Annotated in this window: 14 protein-coding genes; 6 read left to right on the top strand and 8 right to left on the bottom strand. The window is 45.6% G+C overall.

The features are described 5' to 3' along the window. Positions 1-47 precede the first annotated feature (47 nt). Both ACYX4M_RS05290 and glnK read right to left on the bottom strand, forming a co-directional pair. A complete protein-coding gene (locus ACYX4M_RS05290; protein ID WP_476082175.1) occupies positions 48-1,295 on the bottom strand; it encodes an ammonium transporter in 1,248 nt (415 codons plus the stop codon). Positions 1,296-1,327: 32 nt separating this feature from the next. Beyond that, entirely contained in the window at positions 1,328-1,666 is a 339-nt protein-coding gene (gene glnK, locus ACYX4M_RS05295) for a P-II family nitrogen regulator (protein WP_012516988.1), read from the bottom strand. Positions 1,667-1,908: 242 nt separating this feature from the next. Here glnK and ACYX4M_RS05300 point away from each other — a divergent pair, with 242 nt between their 5' ends. Then, positions 1,909-2,751, top strand: a complete 843-nt coding sequence (locus ACYX4M_RS05300) for a hypothetical protein (RefSeq protein ID WP_476082176.1) — start codon at positions 1,909-1,911, stop codon at positions 2,749-2,751. Positions 2,752-2,756: 5 nt separating this feature from the next. Here the strand turns inward: ACYX4M_RS05300 and ACYX4M_RS05305 are convergent, their stop codons facing one another. Next, positions 2,757-3,497, bottom strand: a complete 741-nt coding sequence (locus tag ACYX4M_RS05305; protein WP_476082177.1) for a helix-turn-helix domain-containing protein — start codon at positions 3,495-3,497, stop codon at positions 2,757-2,759. Between the two features lie 167 nt (positions 3,498-3,664). Between ACYX4M_RS05305 and ACYX4M_RS05310 the strand changes: the two genes are divergently transcribed. Together ACYX4M_RS05310 and ACYX4M_RS05315 are read left to right on the top strand one after the other, a co-directional pair. Beyond that, entirely contained in the window at positions 3,665-4,588 is a 924-nt protein-coding gene (locus ACYX4M_RS05310; protein WP_476082178.1) for a DUF808 domain-containing protein, read from the top strand. Between the two features lie 436 nt (positions 4,589-5,024). Next, positions 5,025-5,309: a hypothetical protein gene (locus ACYX4M_RS05315; RefSeq protein ID WP_476082179.1), complete on the top strand. Its 285-nt coding sequence runs from the start codon at positions 5,025-5,027 to the stop codon at positions 5,307-5,309. Between the two features lie 283 nt (positions 5,310-5,592). Here ACYX4M_RS05315 and mrcB read toward each other — a convergent pair whose 3' ends face one another. After that, complete coding sequence (mrcB, locus tag ACYX4M_RS05320; RefSeq protein WP_476082180.1) at positions 5,593-7,944, bottom strand: penicillin-binding protein 1B; 2,352 nt, start codon at positions 7,942-7,944, stop codon at positions 5,593-5,595. 267 nt (positions 7,945-8,211) lie between these two features. Here mrcB and ACYX4M_RS05325 point away from each other — a divergent pair, with 267 nt between their 5' ends. Further along, on the top strand, positions 8,212-9,498 hold the full coding sequence (locus ACYX4M_RS05325) for a lytic murein transglycosylase (RefSeq protein ID WP_476082181.1): 1,287 nt from the start codon (positions 8,212-8,214) through the stop codon (positions 9,496-9,498). A gap of 88 nt (positions 9,499-9,586) precedes the next feature. Here ACYX4M_RS05325 and ACYX4M_RS05330 read toward each other — a convergent pair whose 3' ends face one another. Continuing rightward, a complete protein-coding gene (locus tag ACYX4M_RS05330; RefSeq protein ID WP_476082182.1) occupies positions 9,587-10,399 on the bottom strand; it encodes a DUF4198 domain-containing protein in 813 nt (270 codons plus the stop codon). A gap of 178 nt (positions 10,400-10,577) precedes the next feature. After that, positions 10,578-13,301 carry an ATP-dependent RNA helicase gene (locus tag ACYX4M_RS05335; protein ID WP_476082183.1) on the bottom strand — a complete coding sequence of 908 codons (2,724 nt, stop codon included), beginning with the start codon at positions 13,299-13,301 and terminating at the stop codon, positions 10,578-10,580. Positions 13,302-13,486: 185 nt separating this feature from the next. On the opposite strand from ACYX4M_RS05335, the gene thpR reads away from it, so the two are divergent. Beyond that, a complete protein-coding gene (gene thpR, locus ACYX4M_RS05340; protein ID WP_476082184.1) occupies positions 13,487-14,140 on the top strand; it encodes an RNA 2',3'-cyclic phosphodiesterase in 654 nt (217 codons plus the stop codon). A 225-nt stretch (positions 14,141-14,365) separates the two neighbouring features. Continuing rightward, entirely contained in the window at positions 14,366-15,220 is an 855-nt protein-coding gene (purU, locus tag ACYX4M_RS05345; RefSeq protein ID WP_476082185.1) for a formyltetrahydrofolate deformylase, read from the top strand. A gap of 81 nt (positions 15,221-15,301) precedes the next feature. On the opposite strand, the gene ACYX4M_RS05350 is transcribed toward purU, so the two are convergent. Both ACYX4M_RS05350 and ACYX4M_RS05355 read right to left on the bottom strand, forming a co-directional pair. Further along, positions 15,302-15,742 (bottom strand): hypothetical protein, encoded by a 441-nt coding sequence (locus tag ACYX4M_RS05350; RefSeq protein WP_476082186.1) that lies wholly within the window; start codon positions 15,740-15,742, stop codon positions 15,302-15,304. A gap of 64 nt (positions 15,743-15,806) precedes the next feature. After that, positions 15,807-16,325, bottom strand: a complete 519-nt coding sequence (locus ACYX4M_RS05355; RefSeq protein WP_476082187.1) for a YgjV family protein — start codon at positions 16,323-16,325, stop codon at positions 15,807-15,809. Between the last annotated feature and the right edge of the window lie 32 nt (positions 16,326-16,357).

Raw genomic sequence — 16,357 nt, forward strand, 5'->3', positions numbered from 1 at the left:
TAATAAGGCATTATTATTGTTATTTCATTTGCCTAATCGAGACTCTCTTACGAGCGGCCGTTTGTAAAGTCTGGGTATGCTTCCAGACCACACTCGCTCATGTCTACGCCGTCGAACTCTTCTTCTTCGCTCACACGTACACCCATTACCGCTTTAATCACTAGCCATACCACTAGGCTTAGTACGAATACCCATACAAAGATAGTCGCGGCGCCGATTAGCTGACCAGAGATGCTTGAACCATCATTTGTGAAAGGTACAAGGATTAGACCTAGTAGACCAACAACACCGTGAACTGAGATAGCGCCCACTGGATCGTCAATCTTAAGTTTATCTAGGGCAACAATGCTAAGCACTACTAGGATACCGCCTAGACCACCAAATAGAGTTGCCTGAAGAGGCGTTGGTGTAGATGGCTCTGCCGTGATAGCAACAAGACCAGCTAGCGCACCGTTAAGCACCATAGTTAGGTCAGCTTTACCGAATAGAATGCGTGCTACGATAAGTGCAGCAATAGCACCACCGGCAGCTGCAGCATTTGTGTTCATAAATACGATAGCAACGGCGTTTGCGCTTTCAACAGTTGCAGTAGCCAGTACTGAACCACCGTTAAAACCGAACCACCCCATCCAAAGGATAAATGTACCTAGAGTCGCAAGCGGCAGGTTAGCACCAGGGATAGCATTTACTTTGCCGTCTGCAGTGTATTTACCTTTACGGGCACCAAGTACAAGCACACCAGCAAGGGCAGCAGCTGCACCAGCCATGTGAACAATACCAGAACCAGCAAAGTCAGAGAAACCTAGGTCGCCAAGGGTATACATACCGAACACCGCTTCGCCGCCCCATGTCCAAGCACCTTCCATTGGATAGATGAAACCCGTCATAACAACTGCGAATGCTAGGAATGCCCAAAGCTTCATACGCTCAGCAACCGCACCAGATACGATAGACATTGCTGTAGCAACAAAAACTACTTGGAAGAAGAAGTCAGCAGAAGGTGCGTATGTTGCTGGATCTTCAGCTACACCTGTTGCGCCGTCACCCATGATACCGCTTAGGAATGGACCCCAGTCGCCACCGCCATACATAATACCGTAGCCACAAATCATGTACATGGTGCAAGCAATTGCAAATAGTGCCACGTTTTTAGTTAGAATTTCTGTGGTGTTTTTCGCTCGAACTAGACCAGCTTCGAGCATCGCAAAGCCTGCAGCCATCCACATAACCAGTGCACCGCAGATTAGAAAATAAAAGGTATCTAGCGCATACCCAAGTTCAAAAGTGATTTCCATTATTGTTTTCTCCGCAAATATGTCGTTGTGGCTTACAGCGCGTCGCTATCCGACTCACCAGTTCGAATACGAACGGCGTGCTCAAGGTCATAAACAAACACCTTGCCGTCTCCAATCTTGCCTGTTTTGGCAGCGCCAACGATGGCTTCTACCAGGCGCTCTACTTGATCATCCTGAACAGCAATTTCCAGTTTGACTTTAGGTAGAAAATCCACCTGATATTCCGCTCCGCGGTAAAGTTCAGTGTGTCCTTTTTGACGTCCAAAACCTTTCACTTCGGTAACGGTCAATCCGTCAATACCGATTTCTGAAATGGCTTCACGAACGTCATCTAGCTTGAACGGCTTGATGATCGCTGTAACTAGTTTCATGAGTTGCTCCCAGTTTATTGTGGTTATTCTGTGATTTATGGTCGTGTTTCCAACTACGGAAAGGTAAACCAAGAGCCATGCCACAAATTATTAACCATAAAAATCAAACACATACAAGCAAACGCTTCATTAACGCACACAAATAATGCACACTAATGGTGCACAGTTAAAAATTTGCCCAATTTTGAAGCGGTATGAGGTTGAGGTAAGGTGAGAAGACTAAAAAGTGCGATGAAATTAGGATGGAACTATTCGATAGAGACCATGGTCTGTTGTTTACTATGACGACTATCACCCCATCTTTCTTTGCGCCTGAGCGCAATATTAAACACCATTCCGTTGCTAAAAAAACGGGGTTGCGATCGCTACTAATTTCAGGCTGTGTACATATATTTGGAGTGATTTTAGTTGTCATACTTTCTCAGTTAAGTATTGATAACCAAAAAGAGCGTATAAACGTTTTAGAGCGAAGTTCAGAGATAAAAGCCCGCCTGTATTATCCTCCAATGCCCCAACCTCAAGCTACAGAAATTAAGCAGATTGAACGCCTGAATGAGACACTGAACACCGCGCTTAAACCAGACGTATCTCAAAGCATGCAAACTACTGATAGTAAAGCTAAATCACTAGAAAAAGATGAAATCCTACAAAAGGTAAACGCAGAACCTGAAACACAGCGAGAACCGATAAAAACTAAGCCGAACGATACGCCACCGTCACCTACTATTTCGAACGATGCAAATCGACGTGCAGGCACGTTAAACTTATCGGTCAAAGACGGAGCTGCACGTTATTTTGAAAACTATAACAACAACAAAGTAGCTGAAGAAGCTGAACAAGCATCAAGAGAATTTCAAGAGCGTAAAAATAGCCCTAGACTAGAAGGCCCAAGTACAGGGCAAATGCAGGCCGTTGAAAATAAACGCCCATCTAAACGCGTTAATTGCAGCGGGACTGCTAATAAAACACTCGCTTTTTTAAGCGGTATTGCCGGCGGTACCTTAGAATGCACCAAAATGGGCGATCACGACCGTTTTATTGATGCCAGAGTTAATAAAACTTCCAAAAACGAAGGCGGAAACTAGCTCGGTTACTTCCTTTTAAAGAACTTAGGTGGTTGCCCAAAATACGCTTTGAATCGCCTGCTAAATGCTGCAACATCTTCATATCCCGTTATCTGAGCTATGCTAGACATTGGTGTATCGGTATTCCTAAGCAATGCTTTGGCTTTCTCCATTCTTATCTTCACTAGGTAATCACGTAAGCTAAGACCAGTGGCTTGTTTAAACCTATTTTTAAACTGCGTAGTTCCCATACACGCCATCTCTGAAAGCAACTGCAACGAATGTGATGCCCCTAAATCACCGTGTATGTGGCTTATTACTCGAGTGATCCGCTTATCTGTTCCCGCACCCACTTCACTTTTAGCCAGAAGCACCTGAAATAAGGCGGTCATTTCATCCTGTCCGTCAACCGCGTAATTCGTTAATTGCACTTCGATAAAACTTAAGAAAGCTTGAAGGGCGGTATTAACCTGAAAGATAGGGCTTCGTTTGTCTTTTAACTGCTCAGGTACTGAAAGTAAGTCAGCAACCACAAACCTTGCGTTTTCGTTCGCACTAAAATTGTGTACTTCGAGCGGCGCTATACACACTCCCTCACCTACACCTACGCTGCCAGTAAAATAGTCTTGCGCTATTTCTATATGCCCATTTACAGGCAATACTAACTGATAAAAAGGGTGAGCGTGACTACGTGCTTTTCTGGCATAAGAACGAACTGACAGCGAGGGTAATTCTGTAGCTTCAACTATTTCTCTGTCGTTACTCACATTGATTCCAACCTTTTTCTCTGATGTCACAAGATTCATAAGTTGCCAAAGGCAAGAGGCTGCGCGTATCCTTTGTAAGCCGCAACTACTTATCGCTTGCCGATTTGCTATGTTAGTGAAACATAAAAAAGGCACATTTAATAACAACTAATACAAGGAAAATCACTGTGGCAGCAGCTAACTTACTTGCCTTACTTGATGATATTGCAACGTTAATGGATGACATCGCAACCATGTCGAAAGTCGCAGCGCAAAAAACTGCGGGCGTTTTGGGTGACGATTTAGCGGTAAATGCTGATCAGGTCCAAGGGGTTAAAGCAGATAGGGAATTGCCTGTTGTATGGGCTGTCGCAAAAGGCTCGCTTATCAATAAGGCCATTTTGGTTCCCGCTGCATTAGCCATAAGTGCCTTTGTTCCCTTCCTCATTACCGTGTTATTAGTGCTGGGTGGATTATATTTATGTTTTGAAGGTGCAGAAAAACTGCTGCATAAATTTCTTCCTCATGAAGGTGAGGAAGAAATACGAGAAGCTCGAATTGAAGCGCTCTCTAAAAACGATGTAGATATGGTGGCTTTTGAACAAGATAAAATTAAAGGCGCTATACGAACCGACTTCATATTATCTGCTGAAATCATTGTTATTGCGTTAGGTACCGTGACAGATGCAACGCTTACAACGCAAATTGGTGTGTTAGTGGCACTAAGCTTAGCCATTACACTTGGCGTATATGGACTAGTCGCGGGCTTGGTTAAAATGGACGATGTGGGCCTTTACATGCTTCGCAAGTCACTAACGGGCTCAATGAACACCATTCAAAGATTTATTGGAAGAGCACTATTAGTTGCCGCGCCAGCGTTAATGAAAACGCTGGCGGTAGTGGGCACGGTGGCTATGTTCTTAGTAGGCGGCGGAATCCTTACTCACAGCATAGGCTTTCTACACGTCGTTACCGACTGGTTTACTGCACTTATCCCCAGCGCTTCACTGATCATGTCGATACTTGCGGATGGCGTAGTAGGTATTGCTGCAGGAGTAATTATTGCGCTAGTGGTTACAATGACCGCGAAATTTAAGAGCAAAACACCTTAAGGCTCATGTTTCAGTGATGTACAACAAAGCTCGACAAGCTTTAGGTTTCGTTCCTTTTGCTTAACCTTTCTCACACTTTCTTTTAAACGAGAGCGTCGCTGCTTTTAGCACCGACGCCCCCTCTTTTTAGCTCTTCTTCTGGCAATCAGTGCCTTTACAAACTAACAAAAAATTGAGTTGGTCAATTTGACCACCTCCATATGAAAAAACCCAAATTTTAGTACATTTTTGATATCGAAATTTTTCACGTATTTCCTAATGAAAAATAAAAATCAATAATTTCATGCACATAGTTAATTTTTACGAGTTGGCACATCCCTCGCTATAAACTAATTGTTAATTGATAACGACTTATTATCGAAACCTTTAGCAACATGATAGCTGCCACGCAGTATGTTCAAGTGCAGTGTCTAACTTACTTTTTTAGGAGATTACTATGTTTATCGGTCGCAAAACTTTCACTGCATTAACTTTAGCAACTAGCGTATTGAGCGCAGCAGCATTCGCTGATGAACCTCAGAGTAACATTGTTTCACATACAGATTTTATCGTTGAAAGCGCCATGAATGACGTAAAGCAGAATTTAGCGCTGGATGTGACCTATGACGTGTTAACTGCCAGTCACACATTTGAACCAGAAGTAGAAGAAGCACATTCATTGGTTGCAGAGATTACCGTTACCCCAATTGAGCCTATTAGCTCAAACGATAACGACGCATAAGGAGAGTGCACATGTTAACCGCCGCAACCCTATTTATGGTAGTACTCGGGCCGGTTATTGCGTTTGTAGTCAGTGCGCTGGTGTTTTCTACAGCGCGCCTATTTCTTCAGAAAGGACATTGAAAACGCAATAAAAACTAGTAGGTGCCGAACCGACTACCACAACTTTTTTTGCCTTCCCTGGGCCTTTTACTCCAGAGGGAGATAGAAAGCACGGACTATACGCTAGCTATGCGTTTTCAAAGCCAAGTGATTGTGTTTTCTATCTTCTTACTGGAGTTTTTTTATCCGAATATCCGTTCCCACCAGCTTTTTTCGTCTTTATCGCTATCTTGATCTACAGGACGGCCTGAGCAGTCTTGCTGGGGTGGAGGAAGCACATCCAAAATAGCCGGTACGCTTAAACTGCCTGCACACCCTGCGACCACAACCGCACCTGTCTTGGCGTCAAAGTGTGCGATACCTAAACCTTTGGGAAAACGCCTTGATAAGGACTTGGGCGACTGAGACTTCATGTAGTTAATGAACACGGGTAGCGCACCACCCGCTCCGGTTAAGTTAACGGGTTTATTATCATCGTTACCTACCCAAACCGTGACCACATTATTTCTATCGAAGCCGCTAAACCAACTATCGCGGTAGTCGTCTGTGGTGCCCGTTTTGCCAGCCATATTCACATTGCCAAAATTCCAACCGATGCGCTTCGCAGTGCCCTCTGTGGTTACCTTATACAACGCGTAATTAAGCAGATAGGTGGCAGCCTCATCAGTTCGCTGGCTAAAGAACTCCGCTTTTTTCCAAAGCAAAGCGTTATCCGCTGTCACTACAGATGTCACTGTATGGAGGGGTATGTAGCGACCATCGTTAGATAGGGTTTGATACATTTGATTAGTGCTAAACGGTGTAAGTTCGAAGGCGCCTAGGGTTAACGACGGTACTTTATCTACTGGCGTAGTAATCCCTAAGCGCTCAATGGTATCGGCCAACGCATCTAGGCCTATCTGCATGCCTAAATTAACGGTTGGTATATTTAAAGACTCGACAAGTCCTTGAAGTAAAGGTACCTGCCCTCTGAATTCTTTGTCGTAGTTTTGCGGCGACCACTCGGTGCCGTTTCGACTCTCAAGCGTTATCGGTTCATCTTCAAGAGGTGTTGCTAAGTTAAACTGTGTAGGGTCTTCTAATGCAGTTAAGTACACAGCGGGCTTAATCAGAGAACCTATCGGCCGCCTAGCGTCTAATGCTCGATTGAAACCTTTAAACGCAAAGTCTTTACCGCCCACAATCGCGCGTACTTCACCACTTGCGCTGTCGGTGACTACCATGGCACCTTGCAGTGGAACGCTTCTATCTTTTTGCAGGCCATTTAAGGTGCCTGACAATGCACTTTCAGCGCGGCGCTGGGCCACGATATCAAGTGTTGTGAACACTTTTACGCCCGAGTCTCTTAAACTTGGCTCTGCTAAAATTTCATTAAGCTCTCGACGTACTTGCTCCATGAAAGCCGGGTGTTTACCGCTTGCTAAGCTTGCACCACTGGCAAGCCCTAACGGCATATTCACAAAGCGTTCGTAGTCTTGGCGGCCAATTTCATTTTCATCAAACAACATGCGCAGCACTAAGTCACGACGCTCTTTTGTGCGCTCAGCATATTTGCGTGGGTTGTAATAAGAAGGGCCCTTGATTATGGCAACCAGTGTGGCTATCTCTGGTGTACTTAACTCGTTAGCTGGTCGGTCAAAATAGAAATAGCTGGCAAGTCCAAAGCCATGTACGGCCATGTCGCCATTTTGCCCTAAGAACACTTCGTTTAAGTACGCTTCAATAATTTCTGATTTACTGTAACGGGCATCAATGATCACCGCCATAATGGCTTCTTTTGCCTTTCGTACAATAGAGCGCTCACGGGTTAAAAACATGTTTTTAACCAGCTGCTGCGTTAGCGTACTGCCGCCTTGAACCGTTCGTCCGGCTGCAATGTTTGCCATTAGAGCCCGCAATATTGAAAGCGGCGCAACGCCATGGTGATTATAAAAATTGCGGTCTTCCACCAGGGTTAGCGCTTTTGGCAACATGTCAGGAATGGTGTCTAACGTTACCAGCATACGGTCTTCTTGAGACCCGCTTGTCATGCGCGTTACTAACCAGGGTTCTAGCTTTGCAGAACCATACGGGCGGCCTTGCGACTTGTCATAAATTTCCCCAATACGTGCACCTTCCCACGTTATCACTAAATGACGCAGAGGCTCTGCGCCTTCTGGAAACTGAAACGCACGGCGCTGCACAGTCAGCACCTTATTTTGATAGCTATATTCACCGCTACTGTCGGCAAAGGTTACCTTGCGGTAGCCCAGCAAATTGAGCTCATCAATGACTTCTTGGGGCGTAATCTCTTCACCTTTGCTGATTTCCAACGGACGGGCGAAGATCTGCGCAGGAACTTCCCATTTATTTCCAGAGAACGCATGCTTAATTTGGGCGTCAAGGTAGAAGGCATACGCCCCAAGCACAACCAAACCAATAAGAGTGACTCGCCAAAACAGTTTGAAAAACCACGAGCGCTTGGCCGAGCCTTTGCCATTGCTTGATGCTTTACTTTTTGAAGATGGATTGTCTTTTGTCTGTCTTTTTGCCACGTGAAAACGCCATGAAGATCATTGAGGATGACATCGCACATATTGCGATATGGATTTAACGAACGCCTTTAAAACGTTAGTTTTAATAGTATCAACATTACCATTCGGGCCGCCTCTCAACAACTGTTTCCAAATATGCACACTCCGAATTGGTATATTTCTGAAATGTTTAAAAACGCATCTCTGTTGAAGGACTAAAATGAATTTTACTCGCGTTTCACGGTCACAATGCGATAGCATGCTGGCAAGTAACACAGGAACCGTACTATGCGCTTAGCTTCATTTAAGTCTTCTTTTTTCTCTACTCGTTCGCCTAAAGGGGCCAAGTCTTACGCCTCATTTCTTCGACCGTCACTTCGCACGTCTATGGCGCTGCTTCTCGCGGGTGCGACAATGAATTCAGCGCTAGCCAATGAACAATTCGCTAGCTGCACTGCAGTGCTTGCCGACAAAGCCAAGCAGGAAGGGGTTAGCCAGCAGACTATCGACGATGTGTTTCCTCGTCTTGTTCACCAAGACCGTGTGATTGAGCTAGACCGAAGCCAACCAGAATTTGTACAAACCTTTCCAGGGTACTTCAGCAAGCGCGTTACCGACTGGCGAACTCAAAAAGGCAAAGAGATGTACGCTAAGCACGAGGCGCTGTTACACAAACTAAGTGATAAGTACGGCGTGCCTCCTCATTACTTGCTCGCTTTCTGGGGTCTAGAAACAAACTTCGGCTCTTACAAAGGCAAAATGCCCGTACTTGATTCTCTTGCTACTCTGGCTTGTGACAAACGAAGAAGTAAGTACTTTACCCAAGAGTTTCTTGTGGCCGTGAAGCTAATGGAACGGGAAAAGCTTCAAAAAGAAGACATGATTGGTTCGTGGGCTGGCGCTATGGGCCACACACAGTTTATGCCTTCGGCCTATACCCACTATGCCATTGACGGCGACGGCGACGGGCAAATTAATTTGTGGGCAAGTGAAGAAGATGCGTTATCTTCTGCCGCAAACTTCCTTGCAAGCCTAGGTTGGGAGCGCAGCTTCCGCTGGGGTCGTGAAGTGCAGTTGCCTGAGAACTTTGACTATCAAGAATCTGGCTATAAGAATAGAAAGCCTCTTAGCGAATGGAACGCTCAAGGCGTGAAGAAAGCCGATGGGGCTGCGCTGGGCGAAGACGATACCACAGCTTATGTTATCGTGCCTGCAGGACATAACGGCCCGGCCTTTATAGCTTACAAAAACTTCCGCGTTATTATGCGCTGGAACAACTCTGAGTTTTACGCCATCGCCGTAGGCGTATTGGCCGACCGCATCGCTGGGGCGTCTGGTATTAAAGCAACCTTACCTGATCTCCCCGCATATAGCCGCAAAGACATTATTGCGCTTCAAAGTAAGCTGAATAATTTAGGCTTTGATGTGGGCAAACCCGACGGCATCATTGGCCCTGCCACTCGCGAGGGTATTCGCAACTACCAAATTAGCAATAATATGATTGCAGATGGGTTTCCAGGCCTGGAAGTAATGGCAGCACTTGATATTGACCTGGCAGGCAAGGCTACCTCTTAACCTTTATGAAAACAGCGCCCTTTTAGGGGCGCATTAATCATATAGTATTTTCAGTGACCGGTAAGGTAGAAGCCGTTCATCTTATTGGTTACTGAACGTATTCAAACGTAAGGCTTGAAAAATAAGTCTCAAAATCTGCTGCAGAACTATTTGTGAGGGGTACGCCCCAAACCGTATTTAGCATAACAGGCCCTTCGACATTAAGTTTAAACGTCGCCTTTCCTTCACTGTCAGTTTGCACCGCTTGCACTTCAGCACTGTGATCAACCAAAGATACTGCATCGATAAGTGCATTGCTTAAAGGCTTTCCTTTGAATAACACCTGAACAGATAGGGTGTTATTTGAGAGCTTATAAGGGTGTCCAAGGGGCACTATTTCTAACGTGTGGCCAATAGGTTTTAGGGCATTGTCCGTTATTGTCTCACCTACTTGCACGATGGTTTTTGCTTTCCTTGAGTAAAGCTCTTTTCCAGCGATATCGTTTTGCCCTCTCGCCTCGCGATGAGCCAGTATCTCAGCTAAACCCTCATCTTTTGCATACTGGTTAAACTTCTTCGCTTTAAGTACGCTAGTAGCGTGATAGCTTTCAAACCCTATGACATGGGTGCCAGAAGAAAGCTTGGCCGTTTTAGCCATGCCGGGCAGCATTGACGTTTTAGGTACTACGCTGGCGGCCATATCACTCACGCCGTCAGAAGAATAAGTGCGCAACGCAACTATCCTATTCCAAGTAAGGTTCCAGTGAGAGGTATCTTCTTTATGGCCCACTTTAAACTGCAAGGCAACAGCACTTGGCTCTTGTGAACGGTAGTTTGCTGGCTCTAACCAAAAATCGTGCGCTTGAGCGCTTAAAGATGTGGCTAACAGAAAGCCTGCGGTGGCTAATTTGGATAATTTCATAGCGTAAGGTTACCTAAATAAACGTTTGAGATTTCATCATCAACTTAGCTTAGTTTTTAATGTGTAACCACTGTCGTTAAAAACAGACTGTGTAAGAAACTGGCGTATAAGCAATTACTGGCATTTGAAATACACAACAATCATTTGAAAACCGTAAGAGGTATGGCCGCAGTAGCGGCTACATATGTTTCTTTGTTTTACTGGTCGGCAATGCATTGGCAGGGTCATCCGGCCAAAAGTGCTTGGGGTAACGTCCCTTCATCTCTTTTTGTATCTCCTTATAGCTGCCTTGCCAAAACGCACCTAAATCACTGGTGGTTTGCAGTGGTCTACCTGCTGGCGACAGCAGCTCGCAAACAACAGTAACTCGCCCCCCCGCTAAGGTTAATGGAGTGCTTTGTGAATACAATTCTGGCATTTTGACCGACAGCACCACATCTCCATTGTCGCGATAATCTAGGCTAGCCTCTCTGCCCGTTGGAATAGTCATGTGAGTGGGCAAAAGCGTAGCCAATGCGTCTTGCTGAGGCCAAGATAACCCATTATTTAAGGCCGTCTTCCACGGTAATTGCTTAAGGTTTTTAATACTTTTACAGCTTTTTAAAACAGGCGCTAGGCTGTCTTTTGCCCTATGCACCAGGTCGCTCAATGACAATGGCCAGGGATCTGGCTCGTCAAAGGCTTTATCTTGCGGGAGATTGAGCTTTGCGGCCATCAGAACTCTTCGCCACCATTGCCAATCGGCATCCGACAGTGGCCAATTGGATAACGGCAAGGTAGCGAGATAGGCAAACCAGGCATCGCACATTGCACTGTCCCAAAACGCTTTTTCGTGGCTTTTTTCCTGTCCGGATACTGGTGCGCTATTTAGCGTTATGTCATAAAACCCCGTACTTACTCTTGCTTCCATTACGCCAGTGTCGCTGTTAAGAATAACACTACGCTTTTCGCTAAATGCGTCAGGGAAAGCTAAACGTAACCAGCGCTCGGGGACACGCTCAGCTAGGCGTATTGCCACTGTGCTTTTGATTAGCTGCCCCTCAAGCACCGCTATCCAGGGTTCATTGTCTTTCTCGCTTTCATTGGAAAATGTATTACCGGCTGTAGCGGTTAGCTCAGCCCCCTTCCCACTCGCCAACTTGTACTCAATAATATGAGACTGAGAAGCACTGCTTCTTGTAGCCCCTTTTATTACGGCTTTCGAATTACCAGAATTACCGCTACTACCGCTCGGCGCATTGCGCCTGTAGCCCACCTGCAAAGGAAATGCGATGGCGATACAAAGGCCAAGGGCGCGTTCGTCTAATGCATTGATGTCGAGCGTGAAAGTCTGCGCCTTGCCCTGCTCGCTTTGCACGTAGCGCGCATAACGGGAAGCTTGCTGTGTAAGCTGACTGCGCGTGTTGCTGTTGGCGTGGAGCAGCGCATCCATGACATTTGTTGCGCCACCCACACTGATATTACTTTCGCTCATTGCCACAACAAAGGGAGCAGCGTGGCGAAGCGCGTCGTTGTCATCAGCACTTAACCCGCCTATGCCTGTTTTTGTCGTTAGCAATAAATGGGCTAAATGAGGCTGACAAGGTAGCTGGGCCAGCGCTCTTCCATAGGGAGTGATGCTGGATTGTGAGATAGCATTAACCCGCTGAAGCTTCTGTTGTGCCACCTGCTGCTGCGCTGGTGTAGGCTTCGTCAACAATGCCAACGACTCTGGGCTGCTGCCCCAGGCTAAGGTATCAAGCAAGAAGCTGCTTAAATCCTCTTTTTCAATTTGCGCCGCATTGTGTTTCGCCAAACGCTCGAAGCTGCTTTTGCTACACAAACGATAGCAGGTCCCGGCCATTACACGCCCCGCGCGTCCTGCTCTTTGAATGGCAGATGCTTGCGAAATGCGCTGCTGGGTAAGCGCAGTTATATCACTGGACGGATGATACTGAGCACTGTTTTCCCACAGACTATCAATAACCACTGTCACGCCTTCAATGGTTAAACTTGTCTCTGCAATATTGGTAGATAATATGATTTTTCGCTTGCCCTGTGGGTCTGGCGCAATGGCTGCTTGTTGCGCTGATTTTCCTAAAGCACCGTAGAGCATGTGAACGGCTATGTCCGCACTTTCAGCTAATCCTTTTGTTTCTCTGGCAACAGCATTTATGCTACCTCGGCCGGGAAGGAATACTAAAATATCACCATCGTGCTCGCTTACTGCCTGTTTTATGAGATTACTGGTTTTCGGTATCAACTCATAAGCCTGCACATCTTGGGTGTAGCGAACATCAACAGGAAACATACGACCTTGAGTTTCTAAGTTCGCTACTGGCAGTACGCTAAACGCATCAAGCAATGTTTGAAGTGGCGTAATATCCAAAGTAGCCGACATCACCACTAGGCGTAAGTCATCGCGAAGTCCAGACTGGACTTCAAGTGCCAGTGCCAAACCAAAGTCACTATGAATACTGCGCTCATGAAATTCATCGAAGACAATAGCATCCACACCGCTAAGCTCTGGGTCTTGCTGAATCATGCGCGTTAACACGCCCTCGGTTATTATCTCAAGCCGAGTAGCAGGCGATGTTTTCGACTCGCCCTTTATACGATAACCAACTGTTTCCCCTACGCTTTCTTTTAACTGTTTTGCTAAGTGGTCAGCAAGATTTCTTACCACCACCCGGCGAGGCTGCATAAGCAGTATTTTTCCTTTTAGCGAAGATTGCAGCAGCGACAAAGGCAGCACAGTAGATTTCCCCGCCCCCGGAGGCGCCCCTATAATGATGTTGTTAGTAGCTACGGCTTCTTGTAGCGGCGTAACAAGTTCATAAGCGGGTAGGTGAGAAAACGGCTGTAACATAAAGGGCATAAAGGTGTTATAAGTTGGTGGGTATAGTGTACCTGATGTAAACAACGCACTCGAACATCACAGCTATTTTTTTAAATTTGGTAAACACTCAAAACGGACGACGTGTTTTGGAACTCGTCCGTAGCGCCATGATAAACTTATTATTGTACGGACGTTCGTTGCCTTCTTAAACTTATGGGCAGCATTACTACGTATGTACAAAGATAGGGCAAATTTAAAGGAGGAAAGCTATGCGAAGCTTTATTGGTTTAGATCTTAGCGCCACAGAAAAACTTGCTCTAGATAGCTGGCGTCAGCAGGCATTACCTGAAGTAATGCCGCGTCAATGGGTGAAAACCGAGGCAACCCGTACTCGTAAATCTGGCAATAAGCGTAACGAGCACATCAACAATCAAGGGCCCGCAATACCTTATGCAGTGCCAGCAGCAAACTTTCATATTACGCTTTGTTTTTTAGGCGAGATAAATCACCGTCAGCACGAAGCGCTTGTGTATGAACTCGATCAGCTCGTCAGTGAACCCTTTTCTCTAACTCTTAATGCTACGGGGTTATGGAATGGACCTAAAATACTCTTTGCTGCGCCCACTGAAACACCAAAGGCACTTAATGAACTCGCTAAATTGTCGAGAAAAGCGGCCCGTAAAGCAGCAATCGAAATAGAAAGCAGGGAGTATAAGCCTCACGTTACGCTTGTAAGAAAGGCTACGTCGACATTGCCGCTACCGCTTTACAGCCCCAATGTAGACGTTCACGTTTCGGCATTTCACCTTTTTGAGTCTGTGACTACGCCGCAGGGGGTGACCTACCCTATTCGTCAATCTTGGCCGTTGAAACACAATATGTCGGTAAGAGAGAAACTTCGCCGCGGTATTACAGACGAGTAAAAAGAGGCAAGTAAAGAGCGGCGAACTAAGAAAAATGTACTGCCGCACCGGATTATCCGCACCTGTAATACTATGACAAACGCCTTTTTATGGCTAAGCAGCTGTGATCTATGAGTGTGATTATGAGTTATAGCAATTTAAGCTGATTTTAAATTGCCTATAGCCTTTACAACGCCTAGCGCCACGGGTAAAAAGATAGCCTGTTTTTTTATTCACACTGCCCACATGCAACAAACATTTAGATTAGTTATAGACTGCCCTGACCAAATCGGGCTAGTTGCCAGCGTGTCGCAATTTTTAGCCGACCACAACGCAACCATCGTTGAAGCCAGCCATCATACCGATTTACAGACCGGCCGCTTTTTCATGCGCCATGAAATTAGCACCGATTCGCTTAAGTTAGATCACCAAAGCTTCGTTAAAGAGTTCACCCCACTTGCTAACGAGTATCAGATGAACTGGAAGCTCAGTGACTCAGACAAAAAACAGCGCGTTGCTTTGTTAGCGAGCCTTGAATCTCACTGTTTAGTTGACTTACTTCACCGCTGGCATACTGGCGAGCTGCACTGTGATATTCCGGTGATTATTGGCAACCACCCGCAAATGAAGCAGTTTGCTGACTGGTACAAAGTGCCGTTTCATTGGGTAGACTTTAAAGCGTTAGGCAAAGACGCGGCGTTCGCGCAAATCACTACCTTACTACAAGAGTACAAGATTGATTTGACCGTACTTGCCCGTTTCATGCAAATTTTACCTGATACGCTTTGTCAAGAGTTACAAGGTAAGGCCATTAATATTCACCATAGCTTCCTTCCTAGCTTTGCCGGTGCTAAGCCTTACCAGCAAGCCTATGATCGCGGCGTAAAATTAATTGGCGCAACCTGTCATTACGTCACCAAAGACTTAGATGAAGGCCCAATCATTGAGCAAAGCGTTAAACGTATCAGCCATAGCGACAGCGCAGCTGACATGGTGCGCAAAGGTAAAGACTGTGAAGTAACCGCATTGGCTCACGGTGTGCGCTACCATTTAGAAGACCGCGTAATTATTCACAGAAACAAAACCGTGGTATTCGCGTAAGTCTTCACACTGATGAAATTAAAAAAGCCCGCTAGTCAAAGTTACTAACGGGCTTTCTATTTAACACTAGCTTTGCTCTATCTACACGTTAACTTTGACGTTGTTAAACCCATCCTCACCAAGCACCTCTAAAAGCCTCGCTTTTATCACAGCTTCCTTATGAGGATAGTGAAAATCAAACCCTTTGCCGTTGCCGCTTTCCAAGATAACGCCAAGGTAATGGTGAGAGAAGTTAAGTGCATAGATAGTATTGGCGTTAACCCTAAGGGGCTGGCGATCAAATCCATGTAGAAAGTGAAACACTGCAAAATCACCATCTTTTTCTATCAATTTTTCAATGGGGTATTTATTACCAAAGCGTCTACTTCTTAAATAAGAGAAAAAGCCAATACATAACCCTACGCTACCGATAGTAGACGCGAGCTTTAATTCACCATCTGCATTTATGTTAAAAATAAAAAGAGCGAGTAGAAGAGCCGGAGCACCGAAAAATAGAGCTTTGTCGGTGGGTTTGCGTTGCATTACCTTGCCTGTGGATTCAATTCCGTTTGACAATAAATAAATCACAAAACGGCTATATATTCAACTAAATTGGGCTGGTACGCATGGCACGTCTTAGCTTCATGTAATACCACAGGTTCGAGGCTGCAAACAGAGCTTCAGTAATGGCTAATCCCCACGTTTGTGTAATGACACCGTATGCAGTGAAATTGATTGAACCAATAATCATACACACGCGAAGACCTGCTTCCTTACAATGAAGTTCACCAAACCGGTATGCCATGAAAGTTAACACCGGCATAGCTTCAACTAACGATGTTTTACCGGTTAGGTTATTCACCGTCAGCACAATAACCATCATAGAGATTAATGTAATGTAGGTTGCCACAGGAGACAGAAGTTTTTGTTTTATTAAACGATAACTGGTACTCAGCCCCGCCACCGTAATTACTACGGCTCCTCCCCACGCTTGCTCGAAAACCAAAAGTGAGCCAATAGCAATACATAACCCTAAATTCAGTAGCAGTAATTTACGTTCAGTGTTCGACCAAAAAGAGGCCAAAGCGAATGCAACGGGAAACGCGTGAAGAAGTAATTCAAACATGATGGTCACAGTAAAAAAGTCAGTGGTTTACG

It is taken from the genome of Alteromonas sp. ABV4_150 (assembly GCF_056311745.1).